The 26,518-nt window shown below is 73.1% G+C and carries 22 protein-coding genes and 2 tRNA genes; 5 read left to right on the plus strand and 19 right to left on the minus strand.

Annotated elements, in window-relative coordinates:
- Nucleotides 1-14: 14 nt before the first annotated feature.
- From IG88_RS0111010 to leuS, 4 genes are all read right to left on the minus strand, one after another.
- Nucleotides 15-1,082 carry a ComEA family DNA-binding protein gene (locus tag IG88_RS0111010; RefSeq protein ID WP_031038283.1) on the minus strand — a complete coding sequence of 356 codons (1,068 nt, stop codon included), beginning with the start codon at nucleotides 1,080-1,082 and terminating at the stop codon, nucleotides 15-17.
- A 129-nt stretch (nucleotides 1,083-1,211) separates the two neighbouring features.
- On the minus strand, nucleotides 1,212-2,057 hold the full coding sequence (locus tag IG88_RS0111015; RefSeq protein WP_031038288.1) for a DegV family protein: 846 nt from the start codon (nucleotides 2,055-2,057) through the stop codon (nucleotides 1,212-1,214).
- A 109-nt stretch (nucleotides 2,058-2,166) separates the two neighbouring features.
- Nucleotides 2,167-2,946, minus strand: coding sequence for a hypothetical protein (locus IG88_RS0111020; RefSeq protein WP_031038291.1), 780 nt, complete (start codon nucleotides 2,944-2,946; stop codon nucleotides 2,167-2,169).
- Nucleotides 2,947-3,123: 177 nt separating this feature from the next.
- Nucleotides 3,124-6,024, minus strand: coding sequence for a leucine--tRNA ligase (leuS, locus tag IG88_RS0111025; RefSeq protein WP_031038293.1), 2,901 nt, complete (start codon nucleotides 6,022-6,024; stop codon nucleotides 3,124-3,126).
- A 529-nt stretch (nucleotides 6,025-6,553) separates the two neighbouring features.
- On the opposite strand from leuS, the gene IG88_RS0111030 reads away from it, so the two are divergent.
- Both IG88_RS0111030 and IG88_RS0111035 read left to right on the plus strand, forming a co-directional pair.
- Nucleotides 6,554-7,795, plus strand: a complete 1,242-nt coding sequence (locus tag IG88_RS0111030) for a membrane protein (RefSeq protein WP_031038297.1) — start codon at nucleotides 6,554-6,556, stop codon at nucleotides 7,793-7,795.
- On the plus strand, nucleotides 7,792-9,402 hold the full coding sequence (locus tag IG88_RS0111035) for an NADH-quinone oxidoreductase subunit NuoF family protein (RefSeq protein WP_031038299.1): 1,611 nt from the start codon (nucleotides 7,792-7,794) through the stop codon (nucleotides 9,400-9,402). Before IG88_RS0111030 ends, IG88_RS0111035 begins: the two co-directional genes overlap by 4 nt.
- Nucleotides 9,403-9,467: 65 nt before the next feature.
- On the opposite strand, the gene IG88_RS0111040 is transcribed toward IG88_RS0111035, so the two are convergent.
- The 10 genes from IG88_RS0111040 to IG88_RS0111085 form a co-directional block, all read right to left on the minus strand.
- Nucleotides 9,468-9,540: transfer RNA gene (locus IG88_RS0111040), tRNA-Ala, on the minus strand.
- Nucleotides 9,541-9,636: 96 nt separating this feature from the next.
- Nucleotides 9,637-9,870, minus strand: a complete 234-nt coding sequence (locus IG88_RS0111045) for a hypothetical protein (RefSeq protein WP_019523121.1) — start codon at nucleotides 9,868-9,870, stop codon at nucleotides 9,637-9,639.
- Nucleotides 9,871-9,873: 3 nt separating this feature from the next.
- Nucleotides 9,874-10,047, minus strand: coding sequence for a hypothetical protein (locus IG88_RS42500; protein ID WP_107049486.1), 174 nt, complete (start codon nucleotides 10,045-10,047; stop codon nucleotides 9,874-9,876).
- Between the two features lie 200 nt (nucleotides 10,048-10,247).
- Nucleotides 10,248-10,320 (minus strand) — tRNA-Ala (locus IG88_RS0111055).
- 141 nt (nucleotides 10,321-10,461) lie between these two features.
- Complete coding sequence (locus IG88_RS0111060) at nucleotides 10,462-11,133, minus strand: histidine phosphatase family protein (RefSeq protein WP_031038302.1); 672 nt, start codon at nucleotides 11,131-11,133, stop codon at nucleotides 10,462-10,464.
- Nucleotides 11,130-11,576: a ribosome silencing factor gene (rsfS, locus tag IG88_RS0111065; protein ID WP_031038306.1), complete on the minus strand. Its 447-nt coding sequence runs from the start codon at nucleotides 11,574-11,576 to the stop codon at nucleotides 11,130-11,132. The genes IG88_RS0111060 and rsfS overlap by 4 nt, the downstream gene beginning before the upstream one ends.
- An 83-nt stretch (nucleotides 11,577-11,659) precedes the next feature.
- The gene (locus IG88_RS0111070; RefSeq protein ID WP_031038309.1) at nucleotides 11,660-13,444 is read right to left on the minus strand and encodes an LCP family protein; all 1,785 of its coding nucleotides are present in this window, start codon (nucleotides 13,442-13,444) and stop codon (nucleotides 11,660-11,662) included.
- A gap of 16 nt (nucleotides 13,445-13,460) precedes the next feature.
- Nucleotides 13,461-14,165 carry a nicotinate-nucleotide adenylyltransferase gene (gene nadD / locus IG88_RS0111075; protein WP_030399904.1) on the minus strand — a complete coding sequence of 235 codons (705 nt, stop codon included), beginning with the start codon at nucleotides 14,163-14,165 and terminating at the stop codon, nucleotides 13,461-13,463.
- 58 nt (nucleotides 14,166-14,223) lie between these two features.
- Complete coding sequence (locus IG88_RS42505; RefSeq protein WP_030399905.1) at nucleotides 14,224-14,391, minus strand: hypothetical protein; 168 nt, start codon at nucleotides 14,389-14,391, stop codon at nucleotides 14,224-14,226.
- A 143-nt stretch (nucleotides 14,392-14,534) separates the two neighbouring features.
- Nucleotides 14,535-14,696 (minus strand): hypothetical protein, encoded by a 162-nt coding sequence (locus tag IG88_RS0111085; protein ID WP_031038313.1) that lies wholly within the window; start codon nucleotides 14,694-14,696, stop codon nucleotides 14,535-14,537.
- A 141-nt stretch (nucleotides 14,697-14,837) separates the two neighbouring features.
- On the opposite strand from IG88_RS0111085, the gene IG88_RS0111090 reads away from it, so the two are divergent.
- Nucleotides 14,838-15,995, plus strand: coding sequence for a M48 family metallopeptidase (locus IG88_RS0111090; RefSeq protein WP_037835769.1), 1,158 nt, complete (start codon nucleotides 14,838-14,840; stop codon nucleotides 15,993-15,995).
- A gap of 10 nt (nucleotides 15,996-16,005) precedes the next feature.
- Here the strand turns inward: IG88_RS0111090 and IG88_RS0111095 are convergent, their stop codons facing one another.
- The 5 genes from IG88_RS0111095 to proB all read right to left on the minus strand — a co-directional run bounded on the left by IG88_RS0111095 (nucleotide 16,006) and on the right by proB (nucleotide 21,040).
- Complete coding sequence (locus tag IG88_RS0111095; RefSeq protein ID WP_031038317.1) at nucleotides 16,006-17,076, minus strand: hypothetical protein; 1,071 nt, start codon at nucleotides 17,074-17,076, stop codon at nucleotides 16,006-16,008.
- A gap of 85 nt (nucleotides 17,077-17,161) precedes the next feature.
- Nucleotides 17,162-17,731: a hypothetical protein gene (locus IG88_RS0111100; protein ID WP_031038319.1), complete on the minus strand. Its 570-nt coding sequence runs from the start codon at nucleotides 17,729-17,731 to the stop codon at nucleotides 17,162-17,164.
- A gap of 97 nt (nucleotides 17,732-17,828) precedes the next feature.
- Nucleotides 17,829-19,163, minus strand: coding sequence for a glutamate-5-semialdehyde dehydrogenase (locus IG88_RS0111105; RefSeq protein WP_031038320.1), 1,335 nt, complete (start codon nucleotides 19,161-19,163; stop codon nucleotides 17,829-17,831).
- A gap of 85 nt (nucleotides 19,164-19,248) precedes the next feature.
- Nucleotides 19,249-19,779 carry a hypothetical protein gene (locus tag IG88_RS0111110; protein WP_107452123.1) on the minus strand — a complete coding sequence of 177 codons (531 nt, stop codon included), beginning with the start codon at nucleotides 19,777-19,779 and terminating at the stop codon, nucleotides 19,249-19,251.
- A gap of 136 nt (nucleotides 19,780-19,915) precedes the next feature.
- Nucleotides 19,916-21,040: a glutamate 5-kinase gene (proB, locus tag IG88_RS0111115; protein WP_107452124.1), complete on the minus strand. Its 1,125-nt coding sequence runs from the start codon at nucleotides 21,038-21,040 to the stop codon at nucleotides 19,916-19,918.
- Between the two features lie 472 nt (nucleotides 21,041-21,512).
- Here proB and IG88_RS0111120 point away from each other — a divergent pair, with 472 nt between their 5' ends.
- Complete coding sequence (locus tag IG88_RS0111120; RefSeq protein ID WP_107452116.1) at nucleotides 21,513-23,678, plus strand: hypothetical protein; 2,166 nt, start codon at nucleotides 21,513-21,515, stop codon at nucleotides 23,676-23,678.
- 594 nt (nucleotides 23,679-24,272) lie between these two features.
- Nucleotides 24,273-26,504, plus strand: coding sequence for a bifunctional glycosyltransferase/CDP-glycerol:glycerophosphate glycerophosphotransferase (locus tag IG88_RS0111125; RefSeq protein WP_031038324.1), 2,232 nt, complete (start codon nucleotides 24,273-24,275; stop codon nucleotides 26,502-26,504).
- Nucleotides 26,505-26,518: the final 14 nt, after the last annotated feature.

Consider the following 26,518-nt stretch of genomic DNA (forward strand, 5'->3'; position numbering starts at 1 on the left):
AGTCACGTCCGTGTTCATGGCCGCACGAGGTCCCGCAGATCGGCGAAGCGGCGTTCACCGATGCCGTTGACCTCGCGCAGTTCGTCCACCGAGCGGAAGCCGCCGTGCTCGGTGCGGTAGTCGACGATGTGCTGGGCGAGGACCGGGCCGACGCCCGGGAGGGTGTCGAGCTGGTCGGTGGTCGCCGTGCTGAGGGAGACCGGTGCCCCGGGTGCCGCTCCCGCCGGTGCGCCGGGGGCCGGGCCCGCTCCGGGCGGGGGTGCGGGCGCGGACGCTCCGACGATCACCTGCTCGCCGTCCACCAGGAAGCGGGCCCGGTTCAGCCCGTCGGTCCTCGTGCCGGGCCGCACGCCTCCGGCGGCCCGCAGGGCGTCCGCGACGCGGGAACCCGCCGGGAGGCTGTGGACCCCGGGTTTGCGGACCTTGCCGCCCACGTCCACCACGATCTCGGTCCCGGCCGTGGCCGTGGGCCCGGTACTGGCCCCGGGTTCGTCCGGGGCGGCACGGTCCCCGGCCGTCGGCCCCGGCTTCCCCGCTCCGTACGCCGCCGCCTCCCGCACCACCTCGGGTGCCGCCACCGGCTGGGTGCGGCCGGACCAGAAGTGCTGCGCCGCGAAGACCGCCGCGACGACGAGCAGGACCGAGAGCGCGGCCACGCCGCGCCGCTCCAGTTGGCACCGTGCCTGCAGCCACAGCGGCATCCGCTCCACCAGCGCCTGTCCGGTCCGCTCCCGCCAGGTGGCCGTCGCACCGCGGAGGTCACCGGTGTCCGCGCCGCCGGGCGCCTCGGGCCCGGACGCCTCGGTTCCGGGCGGCGGCCCCTTCCCCGTCGCGCCCCGCGTCCCCTCGTGTCCCGCGTGCTCGGCTCCCGCGTGCTCGACACGCTCCCCGAACAGCGCCTCGGCCCTGCGCCGCAGCTCCTCCGGCGGCGCGGTCCGGCGACCGTGCGGGGCACGGGAGCGTGGGCGGGCGTGGGCGGGGGAGCCGGACGGGCGGCGGTGGGCGAGGCGGCCGTCGGAGGCCGGGGCGCGGCCCGGGCCACTGGTCGCGGACGCGGTGCGTGAGCGTGATCGAAGAGCCATGCGACGAGCATCGGGCACCCGGGCGGCCACGCGATGATCATGGTCAATTCCCGGGGACCACCCACGGGTTGTGGAAAACCCCGCCACCCTCACGGGGGACGGAACCGGCCGGCCAGGGACCGGAACGCCTCACCGCGACGAGACCACAACCCCCAGCAGCCCCGGCCCCGTATGCGCGCCGATCACCGCCCCGACCTCGCTCACGTGCAGGTCCGCCAGCCCGGGCACCCGCTCCCGCAGGCGGTCCGCGAGGGCCGACGCCCGCTCCGGGGCGGCGAGATGGTGGACGGCGATGTCGACGGGCGCGCCGCCCGCCCGGTCGGCGGCGATCTCCTCGAGCCGGGCGATGGCCCTGGAGGCCGTCCGGACCTTCTCCAGGGGTTCGATGCGCCCGCCCGCCAGTTGCAGCAGCGGTTTCACGGCGAGCGCGGAGCCGAACAGCGCCTGGGCTGCGCCGATCCGGCCGCCGCGGCGCAGATAGTCGAGGGTGTCGACGTAGAAGTAGGCGGAGGTGCCCGCGGCCCGCTTCTCGGCGGCCGTGACGGCCTCGTCCACGGTGCCGCCCGCCTCCGCGGTCTCCGCGGCGGCCAGCGCGCAGAAGCCGAGCGCCATCGCGATCATCCCGGTGTCCACGACCCGGACCGGGACGGCGGCGTCACGCGCCGCGACGACGGCCGCGTCGTGGGTGCCGGACAGCTCGGCGGACAGGTGCAGGGAGACGATGCCGTCGGCGCCGGACTCGGCGATCCGGCGATAGGTCTCGGCGAACACTTCCGGACCGGGCCGGGAGGTGGTGACCGGCCGGCGTTTCTGCAGGGCCTGGGCCAGGGAACGGGTCGAGATCTCGGTGCCCTCCTCCAGCGCCCGGTCGCCCAGGACGACGGTCAGGGGTACCGCGGTGATGCCGTGCCGCTCCATCGTCCGGGCCGGAAGGTAGGCCGTTGAATCCGTGACGATAGCGACATGGCGGGACATGAGCTGGAGGTTACCTGGCGTAGTGCCCGCACGGCAGTCCGGCCCCGGCGGGCGGGCGTCCACAGGTTCCCGACCGGGCGACCGGACCGCTCCGGCGGACCGGGGCGGGTCAGGTCGTGCTCTCCGGGCGGGCCTTCTTCTGCCACGGGTACACCGGGCTCGCGGCAGGCGGCGTGATGGCGGGGCGGGCCGGGTCGCCCTGCGCCGGTTCCCGTGCCGGGGAGTTGGGCCAGGTCTGCCGGGTGGACGGGGCGTCGATGGCGGGGGCCTCGGGCCAGGACGGCGGTGTGGTGCGCGCACCCTCCCCCGGGCCGGTTCCGGCGGCCGTCTCCGCCTGCGTCCCGGTCTCCGTCCAGTGCCGCAGCGCACCGGCCTCCACGTCGATCTGGGCGCTCAGCGAGTCCAGGTCGTCGTCGGCGAAGCGGCGGGCGCGGTCGCGGGCCGCCCAGCGCAGGGCGTCCGCCGACCGGGTGATGCGCTCGGTCCGCGCACGCAGCTCGGGAAGGCGCTCGGCCAGGGTGGCGCGGTCGGGCTCGGACTCCAGCCGCCGCAGTTCGCCGTCCAGCTCGAAGCCGTGCGCACTGAGCCGCTCGAAGAGGGCGAGGGACTCCTTGAGGGACGCGTCCTCGGCCACGCGCGCGTGGAGCGCGTCCTGCGTGGACCGCATGGAGGTGCGCAGCGTCAGCCGCAACTGGGCCAGCTCCGCCGCCGGCCCCACCTGGACGAGGGACTTGGCCCGCAGGGTGTGGTCCTCGACGGTGCGGCGGGCCTGGGTGATGCCGCGGTCCACGCTGCGCTTGGCGGCGCCGACGGCCTTCACCGTGGCGTACACGCCGAGCACGACGGCGAGCAGGAAGAGCAGGGCGAACACGGTGAGCGCTGCTTCCACGGGCTCCTCCTCGGGGACGTCCGGCCCGCGCACCGGCGGTCCACGGCACGGTTCGCGCCGCTCTTCCACGGTAAACGCAGCGGGCAGGCCCAGGGTTCCGCAGGAACCCCGAACCTGCCCGTACCCGACCCGGAGCCGACCCGTAGGGGTCGGGTCCGGGCGCCGCTCGCCGGCGGATCACGCCGGCACGATGTTCACCAGCTTCGGCGCCCGCACGATCACCTTGCGGATTCCGGCCCCGCCCAGCGCGGCCACGACCTTCTCGTCGGCCAGCGCGGCCTTCTCCAGGTCGCCGTCGGAGATGGACGGGGAGACCTCCAGCCGCGCCTTGACCTTGCCCTTGACCTGGACGACGCAGGTCACGGTCTCGTCGACGACGTAGGCCGGGTCGGCGACCGGGAAGTCCTCGTGGACGACCGAGGTCGTGTGGCCCAGCCTGCGCCACAGCTCCTCGGCGACGTGCGGGGCCAGCGGCGCCACCAGCAGCACCAAGCGCTCGGCGACCGACCGCGGAACGGGACCGCCGGCCTTGGTCAGGTGGTTGTTCAGCTCGGTGACCTTGGCGATGGCGGTGTTGAACCGCATGCCCTCCAGGTCCTGCCGCACGCCGTCGACGGCCTTGTGCAGGGCGCGCAGGGTGTCGGTGTCGATGTCGCTCTCCGCGACGTCCGCGACCGACAGCTCGCCGGTGTTCTCGTCGACGACGTTGCGCCACAGCCGCTGCAGCAGCCGGAACTGGCCGACCACCGCGCGCGTGTCCCACGGCCGGGACACGTCCAGCGGGCCCATCGCCATCTCGTACAGCCGCAGCGTGTCGGCGCCGTACTCGGTGCAGATCTCGTCCGGGGTGACCGCGTTCTTCAGGGACTTGCCCATCTTGCCCAGCAGCCGGGAGACCTTCTCGCCCTGGTAGAAGTAGGCGCCGTCGCGCTCCTCGACCTCGGCGGCGGGCACCGCGATGCCGCGGCTGTCCCGGTAGACGTAGGCCTGGATCATGCCCTGGTTGAACAGCTTGTGGAAGGGCTCCGCGGAGGAGACGTGCCCCAGGTCGAACAGGACCTTGGACCAGAAGCGCGCGTACAGCAGGTGCAGCACCGCGTGCTCGGCACCGCCGACGTACAGGTCGACGCCGCCGTGCGGCAGGCCCTCGCGCGGGCCCATCCAGTACTGCTCGATCTCGGGGTCGACCAGCCGCTCGCCGTTGTGCGGGTCCAGGTAGCGCAGCTCGTACCAGCAGGAGCCGGCCCAGTTGGGCATGGTGTTGGTCTCGCGGCGGTACTTGCGCGGGCCGCGGCCGTCGCCCAGGTCCAGGGTGACGTGGACCCAGTCCTCGTTGCGGGACAGCGGGGTCTCGGGCTCGGTGTCGGCGTCGTCGGGGTCGAAGGTGCGCGGGGAGTAGTCCTCGACCTCGGGCAGCTCCAGCGGCAGCATCGAGGCGGGCAGGGGGTGGGCGATGCCGTCCTCGTCGTAGACGATGGGGAAGGGCTCGCCCCAGTAGCGCTGGCGGCTGAACAGCCAGTCGCGCAGGCGGAAGTTGACGGTGCCCTCACCGGCGCCGGTGCGCTCCAGCCACTCGGTGATGCGCTCCTTGGCCTCGACGACGGGCAGGCCGTCCAGGCTGACCTCGTCGTTGGAGGAGTTCATGATCTTCGCGTCGTACGACGAGAAGGCGTCCTCCCACGTCGCGGTGTCGGTGCCGCGGCCGTCGGTCGGCTCGACGATGCAGCGGATCGGCAGCTCGAAGGCGCGGGCGAACTCGAAGTCGCGCTGGTCTCCGGCGGGGACGGCCATGATGGCGCCGGTGCCGTAGCCCATCAGCACGTAGTCGGCGATGAAGACCGGGACCTGCTCGCCGTTGACCGGGTTGGTGGCGTACGCGCCGATGAAGACGCCGGTCTTGTCCTTGGCCTCGGCCTGCCGCTCGACGTCGGACTTCGAGGCGGCCTGCGCGCGGTACGCGGCGACGGCCTCGGCCGGGGAGGCGTGGCCGCCGGTCCACGCGTCGCGGGTGCCCTCGGGCCAGGCGTCCGGGGTGAACTTCTCGACCAGCGGGTGCTCGGGCGCCAGCACCATGTAGGTCGCGCCGAACAGGGTGTCGGGGCGGGTGGTGAAGACGGTGATGCGCTCGCCGTCGACGGGGAAGTCGACGCGGGCGCCCTCGGAGCGGCCGATCCAGTTGCGCTGCTGCAGCTTGATGGCCTCGGGCCAGTCCAGCTCGTCCAGGTCGTCCAGCAGCCGGTCGGCGTAGGCCGTGATGCGCATGTTCCACTGGCGCAGCTTGGACTTGAAGACGGGGAAGTTGCCGCGCTCGGAGCGGCCGTCGGCGGTGACTTCCTCGTTGGCCAGCACGGTGCCCAGTCCGGGGCACCAGTTGACCGGCGCGTCGGAGGCGTAGGCCAGGCGGAACTCGCCCAGCACGTCGGCGCGCTCGGCCTCGCTCAGGCTGCTCCACGCCCGGCCCGCGTGGCCCGGGACCTCCCGGTCACCGGACTCGAACTGCGCGACCAGGTCGGCGATCGGACGGGCCTTCTTCGCCTCGTCGTCGTACCAGGAGTCGAAGATCTGCAGGAAGATCCACTGGGTCCACTTGTAGTACTCGGGGTCGATCGTGGCGAACGACCTGCGCTTGTCGTGGCCCAGGCCCAGCCGCCGCAGCTGGGACTTCATGTTCTCCATGTTGGCCTCGGTCGACACGCGCGGGTGCGTGCCGGTCTGCACGGCGTACTGCTCGGCGGGCAGGCCGAAGGCGTCGAAGCCCAGGGTGTGCAGGACGTTGTGGCCGGTCATCCGCTGGAATCGGGCGAAGACGTCGGTGGCGATGTACCCCAGGGGGTGGCCGACGTGCAGGCCCGCACCGGACGGGTACGGGAACATGTCCATGATGAACTTCTTCGGCCTGGCGACCAGCTCGGGGTCGCCCGCCAGGTCGCCCGTGGGGTTGGGCGCGGCGTACGTGCCCTCGGCGTCCCAGAAGTCCTGCCAGCGTGCCTCGATCTCGGCGGCCATGGCGGCCGTGTAGCGGTGCGGCGCGGCGTCCGCCGACACGGGGGCGGTCGCCGCGGGGTTCGTCTCGCTCATGATCCTCAAAGCTCCATCGATCGTCTCTGCCAGCGGCTGCGACCTTCAAGACCAGCGGCTGCTAGGGCCGGGAAATGAAAAATCCCCTCGCACAGGAGGGGACGCCGCGCCGATTCCGGCCACCGGAGTCGACCGGTGCCGGGACTGATCAGCGCGGCTCGCTAAGCAGAAGGCGTACGGCACGCATGGCGTCAGGGTACCGCAGTCGCACAGCGGGCCGCGACGGGCCTTCCGGGGGCACCGGAATCCGGGGCCCGTGATCCGGAAAACGGAGGCCGACCGGAACCGACGTCAAGGGTTACTTCGCGTAACGACCACTAAGGGACAGCGTTACGAGCGCGCGGTCATTCGATAACAACGCAATAACTCAAACCCCCTACCGACGGGTACGGCGCCACTTAGAGTGCGGCAGCGGGACCGCTTTCCCGAACCGCTCCGGAGTTGCCCCCATGAACCCTCCCCCGATCCACCCTCGCGACACCCGTGCGCGGACTTCCCTCGCGTCCCTGACGTGGGGAGGCCCCTCCTCATGACGAACGACAGCACGGTGGACGACACCTTCGCCCAGTTCCTCGACTTCGGCGCCGGCGTCCTCTCGCTCGTCTTCCTGAGCTGCTCGGTCATCTGGGGCCTGCTCGCCCAGGACCGGATCGTCCTCGACACCCGGCAGCGGATCCTGGCCCAGGCGGTGCACCGGACCACCGCGGTCGCCTCGGTCGTCTTCCTCCTGGTGCACATCGGCGTCAAACTCGCCCTCGACCACACCACCTGGGTGGCCGCGGTCCTCCCGTTCGGCCTCCTGGCCACGGACGACGAGGCGTTCGGCGGCCGGGCCGTCCTCATCGGCTTCGGAACCCTGGCCAGCATGCTCATGATCTTCGTGGGGATCACCGGAGCCCTGCGCAACCGCTTCGCCTCCCCGGCCCCCGTGGCGGCCCGCTGGCGGGCGATGCACATGCTGGCCTACCCGGCCTGGTGCCTGGCCCTGCTGCACGGGCTCTACGCGGGCCGGGCGGCCAAGCCGGTCTTCATGGTCCTGTACGCCCTGTCCCTGGTCGGCGTCATGGCGGCCCTGGCGCTGCGCGCGGCGCCCCGCCCGGTCAAGCGCAGGGTCGCCGACCGGATCGCCGGCCTGCTCGGCACCGGGGAGCGGCCCGCCCGGCAGGGGCGCGCGCAGGCGGCGGAGGGCCGGTCCCGGGAGGACGCCGCGGTCCCGGGCCACGAGCGCGCCGGGGCTTCCCGGCCACCCGGCACGCCCCCCTCCGCCCCGCTGTACGCAACCGCGGAGCGCCTCGCTCCCCCGGAGCCCGCGGGCGGCTTCGCGGCGGCCTACCGCGCCGTGTCCGCCCCCTCCGGCCCTCACCGCCCGCCGCTGACGGCCGACCCGCGGCCCGCCGGGGCGATGCCCGTCGCGGACAACGGCGGCGGCACCCCGGGCAGTTGGCCCATACCCTCGCCGCCCCCGGTCGGCGAGGCTCCCCCGTCGCACTACGACCCGCTCAACGACACGGGACACACCATCCCCGTCCACGGCGAACCGGACACCGTCGGCTCCGCCGCCGGCCAGGTCCCGGCGCACCCGTCGCCGTACGGCCCGAGTGACCTGTACGACACCCGTGAGACGAACGCGGTCCACGGCACGTACTACCCGGACGACACGTACAACAGCGGTCCCGCCCCTGAATCAACCCCCGGTGCGCCGTCGTCCCGCGACTTCGGCGCACCGGGTTCCGGTGAACCTTGGAACACGCCTTCCGGAGGCTTCAAGTGAACGAGGCCCTGCCCGACGTCCCCGAAGTCCGCGTGGTCGGGCTTCCCCAGCTCACGTCGGGTTTCGACCTTGTCGAGCGGCTCGACCTGCCGATGCACCTCAAGGTGCACGGTCCGCTCGAACCGATGGGCGGGGAGCAGCTCGCGCAGCTCTCCGAACGCATCGCCCTGAAGGGCCGCGGCGGCGCGGGCTTCCCCTTCCACAAGAAGCTGCGCTCGGTCGCCGAGGCGGCGATCAAGCGCGGCGTGCGGCCGGTCGTGGTCGTCAACGGCAGCGAGGACGAACCGGCCTGCCGCAAGGACACGGTGCTGATCAACCGTGCCCCGCACCTGATCCTGGACGGCGCGCTGCTGTGCGCCGAGGCCATGGGCGCCCGCACGCTGGTCATCGGCGTCACCCGGGAGTCCACGCAGCGCTCCATGGAGGCCGCCCTCGCCGAGCGCGGTCTGAGCAACGGGCGCCGCTCCCCCCTCCGCGCGCGCGTGCAGCGCAATCCGGTGCGCATGGTCACCGGCGCGGCGGCCTCGCTGATCCGCTCCATCGACGGCGGCCCGGCGATCCCGCCCGGCCGCAAGGTGAGCGCCTCCAGGAGCGGCGTCGGCGGCGCCCCGACCCTGCTGTCCAACGCCGAGACCTTCGCCCAGTTGGCGATCGCCGCCCGCATCGGCCCGGAGCGCTACGGCCACACCGGCCTGTACGACGAGCCGGGCACCGTGATGCTCACGGTCTCCGGCGCGGTGGCCCGGCCGATGGTGATCGAGGTCCCCACGGGCGTGCCGCTGCGCTACGTCCTCCAACTGGCCGGCGCGCCGCCGGTGCCGCAGGGGGTGCTGACCGGCGGCTACCACGGCAAGTGGATCGACGCGGCGACCGTCGACGAGGCGATCGTCTCCCGCAACTCGCTCCAGCAGGTGGGCGGCTCGCTCGGCGCGGGCGCGATCCTGCCGATCGGTCAGGACACCTGCCCGCTGGGCGAGTCGCTGCGGGTGGCGCAGTGGCTGGCCGAGGAGAGCGCGGGCCAGTGCGGCCCCTGCTACCTGGGCCTGCCGGCCGCCGCGCGGGGCCTGGAGGACATCCTGAACGGCGGCGGTCCGGCCGCGCTGGAGGCGGTCAAGCAGGTCGCGCAGAACGTGAAGCGGCGCGGCGCCTGCTCGCACCCGGACGGCTCGGCGATGTTCCTGGAGTCGACCGTCAAGGCGTTCACGGACGACCTGGCCGCGCACGTCCTGGGCAACGGCTGCGGACGGCCCGTGGAGGGCGTGCTGCCGCTCTTCGAGGGAGGCAGGGCGCCGACCGGCATCCCGGGCGGCGGGGAGGAGAACGGGCCCAGCCGTCAGAAGATCTTCGTCGACTGGACGCTGTGCCGGGGCCACGGGCTGTGCGCGGACATCCTCCCCGAGGTCTTCCAGCTCGGCGCCGACGGCTTCCCGACCGTCGCGCAGGCCGAGGTGCCGCGGTTCGCGGAGGCCAAGGCGGTGCGGGCGGTGCGCCGCTGCCCGGCGCTGGCGCTGCGCATCGAGGAGGACACCCGCGCGCAGGCGCCGTCCTCGCGTACCAACCTGCCGGTGCTGTCCCAGGGACGGGGCCGCAGGGCGCTCGGACGCTGAGCCGGAGGCTGCGTCGAAAAGGAGGAAACCCCCGGATCGTCGATCCGGGGGTTTCCCTGTGAGTGTGGAGCTAAGGAGAATTGAACTCCTGACCTCCTGCATGCCATGCAGGCGCTCTACCAACTGAGCTATAGCCCCTTGCCCTTCATCCGCCCGGTCTCCCCGGCGGCGACGCCAACATTACACGGTCCACCGGGGCAAACACCAAATCGTTTCCGTTCTGCCCGGTTCGCCCTACGCCGTCACGAACGAGTAGAACCGCTTGAGCGTGCAGTGCTCCTCGAGGAGCCGGCCGTAGATCGGCTCGCCCTCGAGTTCGCGGTACGTCTCGATGGGGTCGCCCTTTATGATCAGCGCCCGCGCGCATTCCTCGCACCAGTACTGGTAGTCGGGGTTGAGGGGCTCCATGTCGCGCACGATGGGCGTGCCGCTGCCGCACCAGTCGCACTTCCGCCTGTGTGCACCCATCGTTCAGCTCCAGCTGTGGCCGCAGGCCGTGCACACGTAAGAGATTCCGCCGTTGTCGCCGAGGACCTGGGCCACGTGCCGGGAACCGCAGGAAGGGCAGCTCAGGCGAGTGAGCGTGTTCCTCGCCACCGCTCCGTCGAGGAGGTGACCGACCTCCTCGAGGATGCTCCCAGGCATCGCCACTCCCTCCCGTCGGGCCGCGGTCCCCTTCCGGCCGTTTGATTCTGCCACGACCGGACCGACCCGGTCAGCGACGTCTCAGTACCGTTCCGGACACGGAGTCCACCGACGTATACGCCTGTGGGACGCGTGATGCTCAAGCGGGCGGAGACGAAAAATCCCGCCCCCCGAAGGGGACGGGATTCATCCGTGGGCTGTGGAGCTAAGGAGAATTGAACTCCTGACCTCCTGCATGCCATGCAGGCGCTCTACCAACTGAGCTATAGCCCCTGGTGCCACGCGACCGGAGTCGCACGGTCCTTCACTTCGTCCGCTCCGCCCGGCGGGGCGAACAAGAAGAACTTTAGCCTGCGACCTGCCGGAAAGTGAAATCCGGGTCCGGGGCCCGGAGGCCGAGCCGCCGGCACCGGCTCAGACGTCGTCGCCGAGGACCGGTTCGGGCAGCGTGCCGGCGTTGTGCTCCAGCAGCCGCCAGCCGCGGGCGCCCTCGCCGAGCACGGACCAGCAGCAGTTGGTCAGCCCGCCCAGGCTCTCCCAGCTCCGCGGTTCCAGACCGAGCAGCCGGCCGATGGTGGTGCGGATCGTGCCGCCGTGGCTGACCACGACGAGGGTGCCGTCCTCGGGGAGCTTCTCGGCGTGCCGGAGCACCACGGGGGCGGCGCGGTCGGCGACCTCGGTCTCCAGTTCGCCGCCGCCCCGGCGCACGGGCTCGCCGCGCTTCCACGCCGCGTACTCGTCGCCGTACCTGGCGATGATCTCCTCGTGGGTCAGCCCCTGCCAGACGCCCGCGTAGGTCTCCCGCAGGCCCTCCTCCAGGGTCACCTGGAGGCCGGTGAGCGCGGACAGCTCGGCGGCCGTGGCGGCGGCGCGCGAGAGATCGGAGGCGACGATCGCGTCGGGCTTCAGGTGCACGAGGAGTCCGGCCGCGCGGCGGGCCTGGGCGACGCCGGTCTCGGTCAGCTCCACGTCGGTGCTGCCCTGGAAGCGGCGCTCCACGTTCCACGCGGTCTGGCCGTGCCGCCACAGGATGAGGCGCCGGCCCCGGCCGGGCTTGCCGGCCGTCACCTCGCCGGTGGCGCTCATCGCCAGTCCTCGTCGGCCGGCGTCGCCTCCTCGGCGGCCCGGAGCCTGGCGTGCTCCTCCGCCTTGCCGCGGGTCTGCTTGGCGTCGGCGGGCAGGTCCAGCTCGGGGCAGTCCTTCCACAGCCGCTCCAGGGCGTAGAAGACGCGCTCCTCGCTGTGCTGGACGTGGACGACGATGTCGACGTAGTCGAGCAGGACCCAGCGGGCCTCGCGGTCGCCCTCGCGGCGCACCGGCTTGGCGCCGAGTTCCTTGCTGAGCCGCTCCTCGATCTCGTCGACGATCGACTTGACCTGGCGGTCGTTGGGCGCGGAGGCCAGCAGGAAGGCGTCCGTGATCGACAGCACGTCGCTGACGTCGTAGGCGATGACGTCGTGGGCCTGCTTGTCGGCCGCCGCCTGCGCGGCGGTGCTGATGAGTTCGATGGAGCGGTCGGTCGCGGTCACTGCCTGGCTTTCGGGTCGGCGGTCGGTTGACCTCAAGGGTCTCACGACCGCCGACACGGGCCCACGCAAAAAACCTCCGCCCCCTACGAGGCCGGCTCGTAGTCCTGCCCGAGCACCACCGAGACCCGCGCGTTCGCGGAGACCTTGCCCTTGGCGACCGAGTCGGTGGGCAGGCCCAGGGTCTTGGCGACCTGGACGGCGTTCTCCTTGTCGGCGTCCTCCGCGTAGACGACCTTCGAGGCGGTCTCGGTGCCGGAGGCGGTGCCACCGGAGACGAAGGTGAAGCCGCCGTTGAGGAGGACGACGCGGGCCTTGCCGGTGCGCTCCTCGTCACCGGTGGCGTTGCGCACCGAGACGCTGACGGCCGCGTCCTGGTCGGGGCTCTTGGCGGTGCCGCCGAGGACGTCCTTGACGATGCTGTCACTGGCCTCGGCGCTGATACCGCCGCCGTCCTGGACGGGCAGCAGCGCGGTCTTGAAGTCGCCGCCCTTGGCGCGGTCGGAGAGGCCGGCGAGGAAGGTGCCGAGGTCCTTCTCGGTCAGCGGCGGGTCGAGGATCATGCCCAGGGTCTCGACGGTGGTCGTCGCGCCTTGGGGGTCGGAGGACATCTTGCGCAGCACGCCCTGCAGAACCTGCCCGAACCGCTGCAACTGGGCGTTCGCGTCCTCGCCCGAGCCCTTGTGGGTGGCGTAGGCGACGGCCATCTTGCCGCTGAGGGTCTGGCGCTCGCCCTTGCGCACGAGGGGTGCGGCGCCCTTGTCCTTGGCCTCCGGGTCGGGAACGTCGGCGTCGGTGTCGACCTCGATGTTGCCGACCAGGTCGACGAGGATCTGGAGGTAGGGCGTGTCCAGGCGCCAGGTGCCCTCGATGTCGGTGCCGAGCGCCGAGTCGAGGGAGGTCCGGGTCGCGTCGGGGCCCTCGTCGTCGACGGACTTCGCGAGGGTGGTGGTGCTGCCGTCGTCGCCGGTCAGGGCGAGCACGTTGGGTACGAGTACGGCGGTGCCCTGCTTGGTGGTGGTGTTGTTCACGAGCAGCGCGGTGGAGGTGCCGCCGCCCTTGGTGTCGTGCAGGTGGACGGCGATCACGTCGCGTTTCTGGGCGCCCGCCGCCGCCGTCCCGCCCGTCTTGTCGTCGGAGGAGGACAGCCCGGGCAGCCTGCCCGCGTACCAGAGGTAGCCGACGCCGCCGACGGCGAGCAGCGCCAGGACGACGACCAGGGCGACGACCCGCGTGCGCGCGCGCCGGCGGGCCTCCTCGCGGCGTTCGGTGCGGTTCTCCGTGAACTTCATCCAGTCGATGACGTCCTCGGAGTCGCCGGCCGGCTCCTCGACGAAGGCGAACTGCTCGGTGCGGTAGTCCCCGCCGGCGCCGGGCTCCGGCTCGGCGGTGTCCGTCCGCTCCCGCTCCTCCGGCGGGGCCGCCTGCTGCGGGATGTGGGCGGTCTGCTCGGCGACGCGCGGCTGCGGGCCGCTGGTCGCGGCCCGGCCGTAGGGGTCGTACGGCTGCTGCGGGGCCGGGGCGGAGCCGTGGTCGCCGTAGCCGGGGGCGGGCGGCTGCGGGGGCTGCCGCCCGGTGTCGTAGCCGCCCGGGGAGCCGTAGGGGTCGTACGGCTGCTGGACGGGCTGCTGCGTGCCCGTGGCGTACGGGTCGTAGCCGTAGCCCTGGTGGCCGTACGGCTGTTGCTGCTGCCCGTACTGGCCCTGGCCCTGCTGTGCGTACGGGTCGTACGGCTGCTGCGTGCCGGGCTGGGCCGGTACCTGGCCCTGGGCGCGGCCCTGGGCCTGGCGGTACACGGGGCGGCCGTACTCGTCGTAGCCGACGAGCTCGTACGGGTCGTCGCCGTATCCCGGGTCGTATCCGTCGTTCACGGGTGCCCCTCTCGGCTCACTCGCCGCGGTACAGCCGGCGTTTGTCGATGTAGCGCACGACTCCGTCGGGCACCAGATACCAGACGGGCTCGCCCTGGGCGACCCTCGCACGGCAGTCCGTGGAGGAGATGGCGAGGGCGGGGACCTCGACGAGCGAGACACCTCCCTTGGGGAGTCCGGCGTCCGTGAGGGTGTGGCCGGGCCGGGTGACGCCGATGAAGTGGGCGAGGGAGAAGAGTTCCTCGCTGTCGCGCCAGGTCAGGATCTGGGCGAGGGCGTCGGCACCGGTGATGAAGAAGAGGTCCGCGTCCGGGTTGAGGGCGCGCAGGTCGCGCAGGGTGTCGACGGTGTAGGTGGGGCCGCCGCGGTCGATGTCGATGCGGCTGACGGAGAACTGCGGGTTCTCGACGGTCGCCACGACCGTCATCAGGTAGCGGTCCTCGGCCGCGGAGACCGTGCGGTGGCTCTTCTGCCACGGCTGCCCGGTCGGCACGAACACCACCTCGTCGAGCTGGAACTGCGCGGCGACCTCGCTGGCGGCCACGAGGTGGCCGTGGTGGATCGGGTCGAAGGTGCCGCCCATGACGCCCAGGCGTCGCTTGCCCGACGGCGGGCCGTCGCCCGGTCCGTTGACCGGGCCGGTGGCGCGGGCGGGCACCGCGTTCTGCGTGCCGCGCGCCGGCGCGTGCGCCGGGCCGGTAGGCGTGTCGTGCTCTCCCATGCGAGCAGACCCTACCGGCCCGCCCGGAACGATCCGGTCGCGCCCACGGGGCCGCCGCTCAGCGGTCGCGGTTGAACCGGGTGGTGATCCACAGCAGGAGCAGCAGGATGATGAGCGCACCGAAGCCGGTGACGTAGGGGCTGAGGCTGTTGTGGTTGCCGCCGTGGCCCTCGCCGCCCTCGGCTGCGAGGGTGGCGAACTGGGCGGCGCTGAGGGGAAGGCTCATTGTCTGCAGGACCTATCCGGTGTGGGCGGGACAAGACGTCCGCTCATCGTATGCGGGCACCTCGCCGACGATCACGCCGACTCCGCCGACGGAGCCGGGTGGCGGCGGGCCCCGACGGGTCCCCGGGGAACCTTCGGATCTCCTCAGTCGTCCTTCTGCCTGTACCCCCGCAGCAGGAACCAGCCGGTCAGCACGCAGCCCACCACCATCACGATCAGGACGATCCGGAGCAGATTCCCCGGCCCCTGCTGCTCTGCGGCGGTCGCGGCCCCGGCGAGCCAGTCGGTGTGGGGGATGTGCTGCATGGCGTGGACTCCTTCGACGTACTGCCCGTCCACGGTATCCCCGCCCGGGCCGGTCCCGGCTCCGGGGGCGCAAAGGGCCGCACAAGGGTTCGCAAAGGCCATACGTACACGCAGGTCACACAGACACACATGGGGGACGAGATGTCCGACGGCCACGACAACGGGCACGAGAAGGTGCCGAGCAGGCAGCGCAGGCGCTTCCCCGGGATCTCCTCGCGTGCCTACGAGCATCCGGCCGACCGCAGTGCGCTGGTGGCGCTGCGCAGGCTGAGCGGCTTCGACACGGTCTTCAAGGCGCTGAGCGGCCTGCTGCCCGAGCGGAGTCTGAGGCTGCTGTTCCTGTCCGACTCGGTACGCGTCTCGGACCGGCAGTTCGCCCATCTGAACGTCATGCTGCGCGATGCCTGCTACATCCTGGACCTGGAGAAGGTGCCGGTGATGTACGTCAAGCAGGACCCGGTTCCGAACGCCATGTGCATCGGCATGGACGAGCCGATCATCGTGGTCACCACCGGCCTGGTCGAGCTGCTGGACGAGGAGGAAATGCGGGCGGTCGTCGGGCACGAGGTCGGTCACGCCCTGTCCGGGCACGCGGTCTACCGGACGATCCTGCTGTTCCTGACCTCGCTGGCCGTCCGGGTCGCCTGGATCCCGCTGGGCAACGTGGCGATCATGGCGATCGTGACCGCGCTGCGCGAGTGGTTCCGCAAGTCGGAGCTGTCCGCCGACCGCGCGGGTCTGCTGGTCGGCCAGGACCTGCAGGCGTCCATGCGGGGCCTGATGAAGATCGCGGGCGGCAACCACCTGCACGAGATGAACGTGGACGCCTTCCTGGAGCAGGCCGAGGAGTACGAGGCCAGTGGCGACCTGCGCGACTCGGTGCTGAAGATCCTCAACGTGCTGCCCCGTTCGCACCCGTTCACCACGGTGCGGGCCGCCGAGCTGAAGAAGTGGGCCGCCTCCCGCGAGTACCAGCGGACCATGGACGGGCACTACGCGCGGCGCGACGAGGACAAGGACACCTCGGTGCGGGACTCCTTCCGGGAGTCGGCGTCCCACTACGCCACGCACGTGCGCAACTCCAAGGACCCGCTGATGAAGCTGGTCAACGACATCGCGGGCGGTGCCGGTGACCTCGGCGACCGGGTGCGGCGCGGCTTCGGCGGCTTCGGGGGCTCCCGGCCGGGGCCGCCCGGGGACGGCGGCGGAGCGGCGGGCGGGTCCGGGGAGGCCGGGGGCCCGGAGGGTCCTGCCGGGTCCGACGGCGAGGGCCCGCGGTCTCCGCGCGACGGCGCCTGACGGCGCGCGGTCACACCTTCGGCTGGGCGCCCTCGGCGAGGGTGCCGCACAGGGCCGTGGCGTTGTCCGGGCGGAAGGGGTCGGTGCCGGCGGGAAGGCCGGCCCCGGCCTCCTGCCCGGCCAGCAGCGGGCGCAGGTGGTCCGCCGAGTCCCCGGCGCAGGACATCGGTCCGGCCTGGACGTAGGAGGCGACGAGCCGGGTCTGGTGCAGGCGCAGATCGTCGCGGTCGAAGCGGAAGTGCAGCTCGCGCCGGACGGTGAACAGCGACTCCCCCGCCCGGGCGCCGTGGGCCGGGCGCAGCGCGTACACCATGGTGTGGTCGGCGGTGACGTCCAGGGTGGAGGCGTCGCTCTCGGTGATCCGCAGGCTGCCGTCCACCCGGATCCCCGGGTCGGCCAGCTCGGCCCGGGCGGGGTCGAAGCGGATCAGCCATCCGGTGGGCGTGTGCCGGCCGTCCGCGGCGGGACGGTCGAAGCTCCGGTCGAACTGCTGGAGCTGGTCCGGGTCCAGCAGCACCCGCACCGAGCGGACCTGGCCGCCGCGCAGCACGTCGGGGTCGAGCGCCGAGCGGACGATGTAGGTCTTGGCGGTGGTGAGGGCGTTGAGCACCTGGTCCTCGGAGAAGTGCGCCGTGCGCCGCGCCCCCGGCAGCGGGACCCCGTCGGCCGCGGTCCTGAAGTGCGCCGCGGGACTGCGCGCGTACAGCCGGGCGGCGTCGTCGCCGCCGGGCACGCGCCCGCGGGGGGCGAGCGGGACGACGGTCATCCGGGCCGGTTCGGCGACCCGCTCCGCCGCGGGGCTCTGGTACGGGTGCCGGACGCCCATGTAGATGGCGGTGCCGAAGGCGACGGCGATCAGGACGACGAGGATCAGCGCCTGCCGGGACAGTCCGGCCCGGCGCAGCGGCGGGCGGGGGCGTACGGCGGGCGCGTGGTCGGTGATGCGCTCCTGGGCGGAGAACTCCTGGAGCCGGGCAGCGCGCACGAACGATTCGTCGAAGACGACGGACCGGTACTCGTCCTCTCCGCCTCCGGGGGCGCCCTCGGGCGTTCCTCCGGGCGGACCGCCACGCCCTGCCATACCTTGAGAGTGGGTCTGCGGAAGGCCGCGTAAACGCGCCGGTGCGGGCCAAGTCGGGCCGGTTCGGGCACCGTCCGGCGGCGGGTCAGGGGCTGTGCGGGAGCACCGGTACGGCCGGCCGGGAGTAGTCGGCGGAGGCCGAGGGCGTCACGGTGCCGCCCTGTTCGGGGCCGGTCGAGGCGGGCGGGGGCACCTGCTGCGGGCCGCCGCCCGAGGAGGCGCCCCGGTAGACGGCCACGAAGGCCAGCGCGACCATGCTGATGCCCATCGCGAGGGCGAGCAGCCAGGCGACGGGACGGTGCCAGCGGACCTGCTTGCCGTAGGCCGGGGGAGCGCCGTAGGGGCGGTCGAGGAGGTCGCGGTCGTCGTCCGGGTCGTCGAGGTCGGGGTCGGCGCCGAGATCGCCGTACCCGTCGTCGTAGTGCTCGGCCCTGCTGCGGCCGCGGCGGGCCGCTTCCGCCTCGGTGGCCTCGGCCCGGGCCTCCGCGGCGGCCAGGAGGCGTTCGACGGCGGTCGGCTCGTGCACCGCGGCCGCCTGGACGAAGGCCTCGTCGAAGACCACGGAGGCGAACTCTTCGTCCGACACCCCGCGGTCGTGGTCGTCGTCGGGCTCCCTGCCGTCCGGGAACGGCGTGCCCCCCACGTCCTCCGGCACGGGTCCAGAGTAGACGCGGAGGGTCGTTTTGGGCAGACGGCGGGGAAATTCGTCCCGTGGGTGGGATGCCCCGATCGGTGCCCCGCGCCCCGGCCGGCTAGCGGCGTACGTGTCCGTCGCCGGTGACGATGTACTTGGTGCTGGTCAGCTCCGGCAGGCCCATCGGGCCCCTGGCGTGCAGCTTCTGCGTGGAGATGCCGATCTCGGCGCCGAAGCCGAACTGGCCGCCGTCGGTGAAGCGGGTGGAGGTGTTCACGGCGACGGTGGTGGAGTCGACCAGTTGGGTGAAGCGCCGGGCGGCCTGCTGCGAGGTGGTCACGATGGCCTCGGTGTGGCCGGAGGTCCACAGCCGGATGTGCTCGACGGCCCGGTCCAGGGAGTCGACGACGGCCGCGGCGATGTCGTACGACAGGTACTCGGTCTCCCAGTCCTCGGGCGTCGCCTCGACCACGGTGGCCCGGGAGTCCTTGGCGTACGCCATCACGCGCTCGTCGGCGTGCACGGTGACCCCGGCCTCGGCCAGGGCGTCCAGCGCGCGGGGCAGGAAGTCGGCGGCGATGTCCTGGTGGACCAGGAGGGTCTCGGCGGCGTTGCAGACGCTGACCCGCTGGGCCTTGGAGTTGACCAGGATGTCGACGGCCATGTCGAGGTCGGCCTGCGCGTCGACGTAGACGTGGCAGTTGCCGGTGCCGGTCTCGATGACGGGCACGACGGACTCCTGGACGACGGTGTTGATCAGCGAGGCGCCGCCGCGCGGGATGAGCACGTCGACCAGGCCGCGGGCCCGCATCAGCTCGCGCACGCTGTCCCGGCTCTCGCCGGGCACGAGCTGCACGGCGTCGGCGGGCAGCCCGGCCCCGCCCGCCCGTCGCCCGCCACCCTTGCCCAAGTCGCTGCGCGACGCCCCGCTGATGGCGTCGCGGACCACCCGGACCAGGGCGGTGTTGGACTGGTAGGCGGAGGACGAGCCGCGCAGCAGCACCGCGTTGCCGGACTTCAGGCACAGGGCGGCGGCGTCGACGGTGACGTTGGGCCGGCCCTCGTAGACGATGCCGACCACGCCGAGCGGCACCCGGACCTGGCGCAGGTCGATGCCGTTGGGGAGGGTGCTGCCGCGGACGACCTCGCCGACCGGGTCGGGCAGGGCGACGACGTCGCGGACGTCGGAGGCGATGGCGCGGACCCGCTCCGGGGTGAGGGTGAGCCGGTCGACGACGGCCTCGCTGGTCCCGGCGGCGCGTGCCTTGGCCACGTCCTGGGCGTTGGCCTCCACGATCTCGCTCGTACGGGCCTCCAGCGCGTCCGCGACGGCGAGCAGCGCGTCGTCCTTCGCCGCCCGCGGCAGCGGCGCGAGGTCGGCCGCGGCGGACTTGGCCCGGTAGGCGGCCCGGGTGACGGGTGACATCGAGTCGTACGGCGAGAGCGTGGTCATGAGGGGAAGGGTAGTGCGCGCCGTCGGGGCGGCCACCCGCCGTCCCACCCCGCGAGATGCGCCGGGAGGGGGCCGGCGGAAGGGGTCAGAACGGGTGAACGCCGACGGGTGTCGCCGGTGCGGGGCCGTACCCGGCGGCGATGCGCTGGTGGTAGGTGGCCCGGTCGATGACCTCCAGGCCGACGATCTCCCACGGCGGCAGCCCCGCGGTCTGGCGGTGCTCGCCCCACAGGCGCAGGGCGACGGCGGCGGCGTCGTGCAGGTCGCGGGCCTCCTCCCAGTACCGGATCTCCGCGTGGTCGTCGGCGTAGCGGCTGGTCAGCAGGAAGGGGTGGTCGTGCGCGAGCTGTTCGAGCGCCCGGCGCACCTCGGTGAGCGGAGCGCGGGCGCCGGAGACGCTGAGGGTGACGTGCCACAGGCGCGGGGTGTGCTCGGGCTCCTCGCCGTGGAACCGGTCGCCGGCGGCGACGCTGGTGAGGGCGCGCTCCTCGCCCGGCGCGCGGTTCGTGCTCCGGGCGCCTCCGGGGCGCGCGCCGGAGGCGCCGCGTGCTCCCGTGCCGCCTCGGGAGGCGGCACCACCGCGGGGCGCCGGCGGCCCAGGGCGTACTCCGCTCACGGCGGCCTCCTTCACGCACACGGCTCGGCCCGGTGGTCGGCCGGGCTTTGTCCCTGAGGAAAGTTGAGCAGGCCGCGCGGGATCGCGGGGCGGTTTTGCGGAACGTCCACCACCGATTCGGGGACGTTTCGACCCATTACGGGTGCAGGATCACCAGATCGTCCCTGTGTACGACCTCGCGTTCGTACGCGGGTCCGAGTTCGCGCGCTAGTTCCCGGGTCGAGCGGCCGGCCAGCCGGGGCACTTCCTTGGCGTCGAAGTTGACGAGCCCCCGGGCCACGGCCCGGCCCGCGCCGTCCCGCAGCTCGACGGGGTCGCCCGCGGCGAAGTCGCCCTCCACCCCGGCGATCCCGGCGGGCAGCAGCGACTTGCGGCCGTCGACGACCGCCCGTACGGCACCGTCGTCGAGGACCAGCGCCCCCCGCGGGGCGGAGGCGTGCTGGAGCCACAGCAGCCGGTCGGCGGAGCGCCGGCCGGTGGCGTGGAAGTACGTGCCGGTGTCGCCGCCGGCCAGGGCGTCGGCGGCGTGGACCGCGCTGGTGAGCACCACGGGGATGCCGGCGGCGGCGGCGATCCGGGCCGCCTCGACCTTGGTGACCATGCCGCCGGTGCCGACGCCCGCCCTGCCGGCGCTGCCGATCTCGATGCCGGCGAGGTCGGCCGGCGCGCGCACCTCGGCGATCCGCGAGGTGCCGGGCCTGCTCGGGTCGCCGTCGTACACGCCGTCCACGTCGGACAGCAGCACCAGCAGGTCGGCGTGGACCAGGTGGGCGACGAGGGCGGCGAGGCGGTCGTTGTCGCCGAAGCGGATCTCGTCGGTGGCGACGGTGTCGTTCTCGTTGACGATCGGGAAGGCGCCCATCGCGAGCAGTTTGTCGAGGGTGCGGGAGGCGTTGCGGTGGTGGGCGCGGCGGCTCATGTCGTCGCTGGTCAGCAGCACCTGGCCGACGCGGACGCCGTAGCGGGCGAAGGAGGCGGTGTAGCGGGCGACCAGCAGCCCCTGGCCGACGCTGGCGGCGGCCTGCTGGCGGGCCAGGTCCCTCGGGCGGCGGCGCAGGCCGAGGGGGGCGAGGCCGGCGGCGATGGCGCCGGAGGAGACGAGGACGATCTCCTTGTCGGTGCCGCGCACCTTGGCGAGCACGTCGACGAGCGCGTCGACCCGGTCGGCGTCGAGGCCGCCCGCGGCGGTGGTCAGCGAGGAGGAGCCGACCTTGACGACGATCCTGCGGGCCTCGCCCACGGCCTGCCTTGCCCCTGCCACGGCCCCGTCCGCCTCTCCCGTCGACACACGCCGATCCCTGCGCTCGCCAGGCAATCTACGCGAAGCCGAACACCCACCGCACCGCAGTTCACGCTGCGGACGGGGGCCGGGGCCGTCATCCCCGGAGCACCGCGCCTCCCGTCCCGAGGACACCGCGAGCCCTTGAGCCGGGGGCACCGGGCCCCGGCCCGGGCCCACGCTCCGGCCGCCTCCGCACCCGGACCACTCCGCGCGGCCACATGACGGCCTTCGGCGCCGGAGGACGGGGTGCGGGCGAGGGGGGGGCGGGCCCATGCGGTGCGTGGGGGGCCAGGGCCAGGGGGTGTGCCCGGGCCGGGGGGTGTGCCCGGGCCGGGGGGCGAGGCGGGCACTTCGGGCGTGCCCGGGCTTCCGTGCGGGACGGCGCCGTCAAGGCCTCGCGTCAACACGCGCGTGTCGTCAGGTGGTCACTGGGCGTTAACCCGGTTGTCCGATGCGCGACGAGTCTGGAGCGACCGCAGTGCCCCTCATCCCGCCCCGCCTGCCCCGCCGCCGTCCTCCCCGTGGGTCCCGCCCCGGCCCGCCCGCACGGCGGACCGTCGTGAAGCTGCTGGTGCTGGGCGGGCTGGCGGCCGTCTTCGCCGCGCAGGCGCTGGGCGCACTGCTGCCGCACGTGCCGCTGCTCCTCGCGGCCAGTGCCGCCTCGCTGGCCGCCGAGGGCGTGCTGTACCGGTGGCAGCGGGGCATCGTGTCACTGTTCGCCAAGTCGCACGCCGACGTCACGGTCCGGCACGTGCTGCGGGACCTGCTGCTCGTCGTGGGCCTGCTGCGCCTGGGCGAGCAGCACCGCGAGGGGGCGTACGCCCCGCTGGTCGCCGGGCTGCTCGTCTTCTACGCGCTGCACTGGGCGATCCAGGCGGTGTCCGTCCTGGTCCGGCGTACCCGCACGCTGCCCGTGGTGACCCGCAACATCGACGCCTCGGCGCTGCGGCTGACCCCGGCGCCCCCGGTGCTGCTGCGCCGCCCCGGGCACCGGCTGGCGGTCTTCGGGCTGCCCGCGACGGGCGGGCTCGCGGCGACGGCGGCGGCCGACGCGCCGGTGTACGGCGCGGCCGGGCTCGCGGTGTCCCTGGCGGCGGCGCTGACCGGCCTGGGCGCGCTGCTGCTGCGGCTGCTGCCGGGCCGCCGGCCCGCCGGTGAGCAGGAGGTGCTCGCATGGTTCGACGCGTGGCTGGCCCGGTACCGGCCCACCGTCGGCCTCTACTTCTCGGGCGGGGCGTCCTCGGCGTACCAGGCGAACATGTGGCTGGAGCCGCTGGCCCGCCTGGACGAACGGCCGGTGATCGTGCTGCGGGAGCGGCACATGGTGCAGCGGATCGCGGCGACCGACATCCCGGTGGTGTGCCTGCCGAAGGTGTCCACGCTGATGCGTCTGGAGCACTCCACGCTCCGCGTCCTCCTGCATCCGTCCAACTCCGGGAAGACCTCGCAGGTCCTGCGCATCCCCACCATCAAGCACGCCTTCGTCAACCACGGGGAGAGCGACAAACTGTCCTCGTGCAACCCGTACGCGAAGGCGTACGACGAGGTGTGGGTGGCCGGCCCCGCGGCGCGCGAGCGGTACGCGCTGGCGGAGGTCGGCGTCGAGGACAAGGACGTCGTGGAGATCGGCCGCCCGCAGCTCGACGCCGTACGGCCCTGCGCCGGGCCGCCCGCGCCCGGGGCGCCGACGACCGTCCTGTACGCGCCGACCTGGGAGGGCTGGGACGGCAACCCGGGCAACACGTCGGTGGTCGAGGCCGGGGAGAACCTGGTGCGGGCGCTGCTCGCGGACCCGGGCGTCCGGCTGCTGTACAAGCCGCACCCGCTGACCGGCTCCGTGGACCCGCGGGCCCGCGCCGCCGATCTGCGCATCCGGGAGCTGGTGCGGGCGGCGAACCGGGCGCGGGGCGGGCCCCGTCCCGACGCCTCGGCGGCCGCCGGTCTCGCGCGGCGGGCGGCGGAGCTGGAGCGCCTCACCGCGGCCGGTTTCCGCCCGGCGGCGGACCAGGCGGAGCGGATGCTGCGGCAGCCCGCGCCGGAACCCGGGCGGGCGGAGGCGGTGCGCCGGGCCGCGGCCGCGTGGGAGGAGGCGTACTGGGCGTCGCTGCCCGCGTGGCAGCACCAGGTGGTCACGGACGCCCGGCCGCCGCTGTACTCCTGCTTCAACCGGGCCGACCTGCTGATCAGCGACGTGTCGAGCGTGATCAGCGACTTCCTGGCGAGCGGCAAGCCGTACGCGGTCGCCAACACGAGCACGCTGGCCGAGGACGTGTTCCGCAAGTCGTTCCCGACGGTGGCGGCGGCGACCGTGCTGACGCCGGACGCGTCCGGGGTGCCGGCGCTGCTGGAGTCGGTGCGGCATCCGGAACTGGACGAACTCGCCGGGGAGCGCGCCGCGTTGGCCCGGCGGCTGCTGGGTCCGGCCGAGCCGCCGTCCCGGGAGCGGTTCGCCGGTGCGGTGCGGGACCTGTGCGCGGAGGCGGTCCGGCACCGGGCCAGGATGGCGGAGCGGCTCGCCGAGGAACTCCCGTCCGCCGGACCGCTCCCCGGCCCGCGCCGTGAACCCGCCCGGCCGTCCGCCCCCTCCGCGGCCCCGGAACCGCACGGCCGCCCCTGAGCGTCCGAGCCCCTTCCCGGCTCCGGCGGGCACCGCGCCTGTCACAGCATGGTCACGAATCACACCCCCGCGGCCGGGAACGCTCGCCCGCCCCGCCGCCGGCGGCACCGCCCCGCGTTCACGGCGGGCGCCGCCGGCGGGCATCCGGCGGACAAGTCCGCGCACTCGTCCGCGCCTTCGCCGCCCGGGCCCCGAACGCGCGGCCCGCACCCGGCACCGCACCCGGCTCCGGCCGTGACCAGCCAGCTCCTTCCCCCCCCTCTCCCGCTCCTGCGGCACCCGGCCCGGACCCGTACACGGCCCGCCGCAACGAGTCGGGCACATGGGGCGGAAAACGGCACAAGTCGGTAAAGAGGACGGCGGGGCCGAATGTGAGGAAGTTCTCCGGCTTCTCCGGCGCGGCCCATTCGGGCGGCCGGTGCGGCCATTTCCCACCGTGGCGGGGCACAGGGTGTCCGACTACCGTGCCCACGGAAACTCCGCGTGAATCCTTTACGCTGATGCGGCGGCGCGCTCCAGGCCCGAGCAGTGCCCGGAGCGCGTTCCGGTCCCAGCCCGCGGTCCCGTGGTCAGTTCTCGGAACAGGTTGTAAGGATGCCCAAGCTCTCTCTCGTTGTCCCCGTGTACAAGGTGCAGGGCTATCTGCCCGAGTGCCTTGACTCCATACTCGGACAGGACTGCACGGACTTCGAGATCATCGCGGTCGACGACTGCTCGCCCGACGGTTCAGGGGCCATTCTCGACGAGTACGCCAAACGCGACGACCGGATTCATGTGATTCACCTCACGGAAAACGTGGGGCTGGGACGCGCGCGCAACGCCGGACTGGAAAAGGCCACCGGCGATTACGTGTTGTTCCTGGACAGTGACGACACGTTGTCGGACGGTGCGTTGTCGGCCATTCGGGACCGGATCGAGGCCACGGGCGATCCCGAGATCCTGATCTTCGACTACGCGCGCACCTACTGGGACGGCCGGGTCCGCCCGAACCTGCGGGCCGACGTGCTCAAGGAAGAGGGCCCGGACACCTTCTCCCTGGCCGAGCGCCCCCAACTGCTCGACCTGCTCCAGATCGTGTGGAACAAGGCCTACCGGCGCGACTTCGTCACCCGCACCGGGCTCACCTTCCCGCCCGGCTACTACGAGGACGCCCCCTGGACGTTCTGCTCGCTGATCAGCACCGAGCGGATCGCCGTGCTGGACCGGGTGTGCGTCTACTACCGGCAGCGGCGCGAGGGCGGCAACATCCTCAAGACGGTCAGCCGCAAGCACTTCGACGTCTTCGACCAGTACCAGCGGGTCTTCGACTACCTCGACGCGCACGAGGAACTCGCCGAGTGGCGCGCCCCGCTGTTCCGCAAGATGGTCGACCACTACCTGACCGTCCTGGAACGCCCGGGCCGCCTGCCGCAGGACGCGCGCGCCGAGTTCTTCCACCGGGCCTCCGCCGACTACCGCGCCCGCGTGCCGAAGGGCTTCACCCGCCCGGGCGGCGGCCGCGGCCACAAGTACGGGATGCTGGAGCGCGACGCCTACACGACCATGGTGAGCGCCCTGGCGGCGGTGAAGCTGCGCCAGCGGGTCAAGTCCCGCACCCGCACCGCGCTCAACCGCTCCAAGCGCGGCGCGATGGGCGCCTTCTACCAGTCCCAGCTCAGGCTGCCGCTGGACGACAACCTGGTGCTGTTCTCCGCCTACTGGAGCCGCAGCGTCTCCTGCAACCCCGCCGCCATCGACGCCGAACTGGCCCGCCTGGCCCCGCACATGCGCCGCGTCTGGGCGGTGCGCGCCGAGAACGCGAGCCGGGTGCCCAAGGGCGTGGACGTCGTCCGCGTGGGCTCGCGCGAGTACTGGGCGGCCGTGGCGCGCGCCAAGTACCTCGTGAACAACGTGAACTTCGCGGACTCCGTGGTCAAGCGCGAGGGCCAGATCCACGTGCAGACCCATCACGGCACGCCGCTGAAGACGATGGGCCTGGACCAGCAGAAGTACCCGGCCTCCACCGACATGGACTTCGAGAAGCTCCTGGAGCGCTGCGACCGCTGGGACTACAGCATCAGCGCCAACCAGTTCTCGACGGTGATCTGGGAGCGGGTCTACCCCTGCTCGTACACCACCCTGGAGACCGGCTACCCGCGCAACGACGTCCTCGTCAACGCCGGTCCGCAGGAGGTGCGCGCGGCCCGCGCCGCGCTCGGCCTGGCCGACGGCACCAAGGCATTCCTGTACATGCCGACGCACCGCGAGTACCAGCCCGGCTTCACGCCGCCCCTGAACCTGGCCGCGTTCGCCCGCGAACTGGGGCCCGACGTCACCCTGCTGGTGCGCGGCCACTACTTCTACGGCAACTCCCCGCACGTCGACGAGCTGCGCCGCACCGGCCGCGTCGTCGACGTCTCCGGGCACGCCCGGGTGGAGGAGCTGTACCTCGCGGCCGACGCCCTGATCACGGACTACTCCTCGGCGATGTTCGACTACGCCGTGCTGGACCGCCCGGTCATCAGCTACGTCCCCGACTGGGACGTCTACTCCGCGGTGCGCGGCACCTACTTCGACCTGCTCCAGGAACCGCCCGGCGCGGTGGCCACCACGCAGGCGGAGCTGCTGAAGCTGCTTTCCTCCGGCGCGTACGACAGCCCGGAGACGACGAAGCGCCGGGACGCCTTCCGCCGGCGTTTCTGCGAATTCGACGACGGACACGCAGCCGAACGGGTCGTGCGACGCGTCTTCCTCGGTGAAGAGAGCCTGCCGCCCATCGTCCCGTTCGACGAACGCCACCACGCCCCGACCCCCGCCCAGGCGCTCGAACTGGTCGAGCGGGCCTGACCCCGAAAGGAGAC

Source organism: Streptomyces sp. NRRL F-5650, assembly GCF_000721365.1.
Taxonomy (GTDB): domain Bacteria; phylum Actinomycetota; class Actinomycetes; order Streptomycetales; family Streptomycetaceae; genus Streptomyces; species Streptomyces ardesiacus.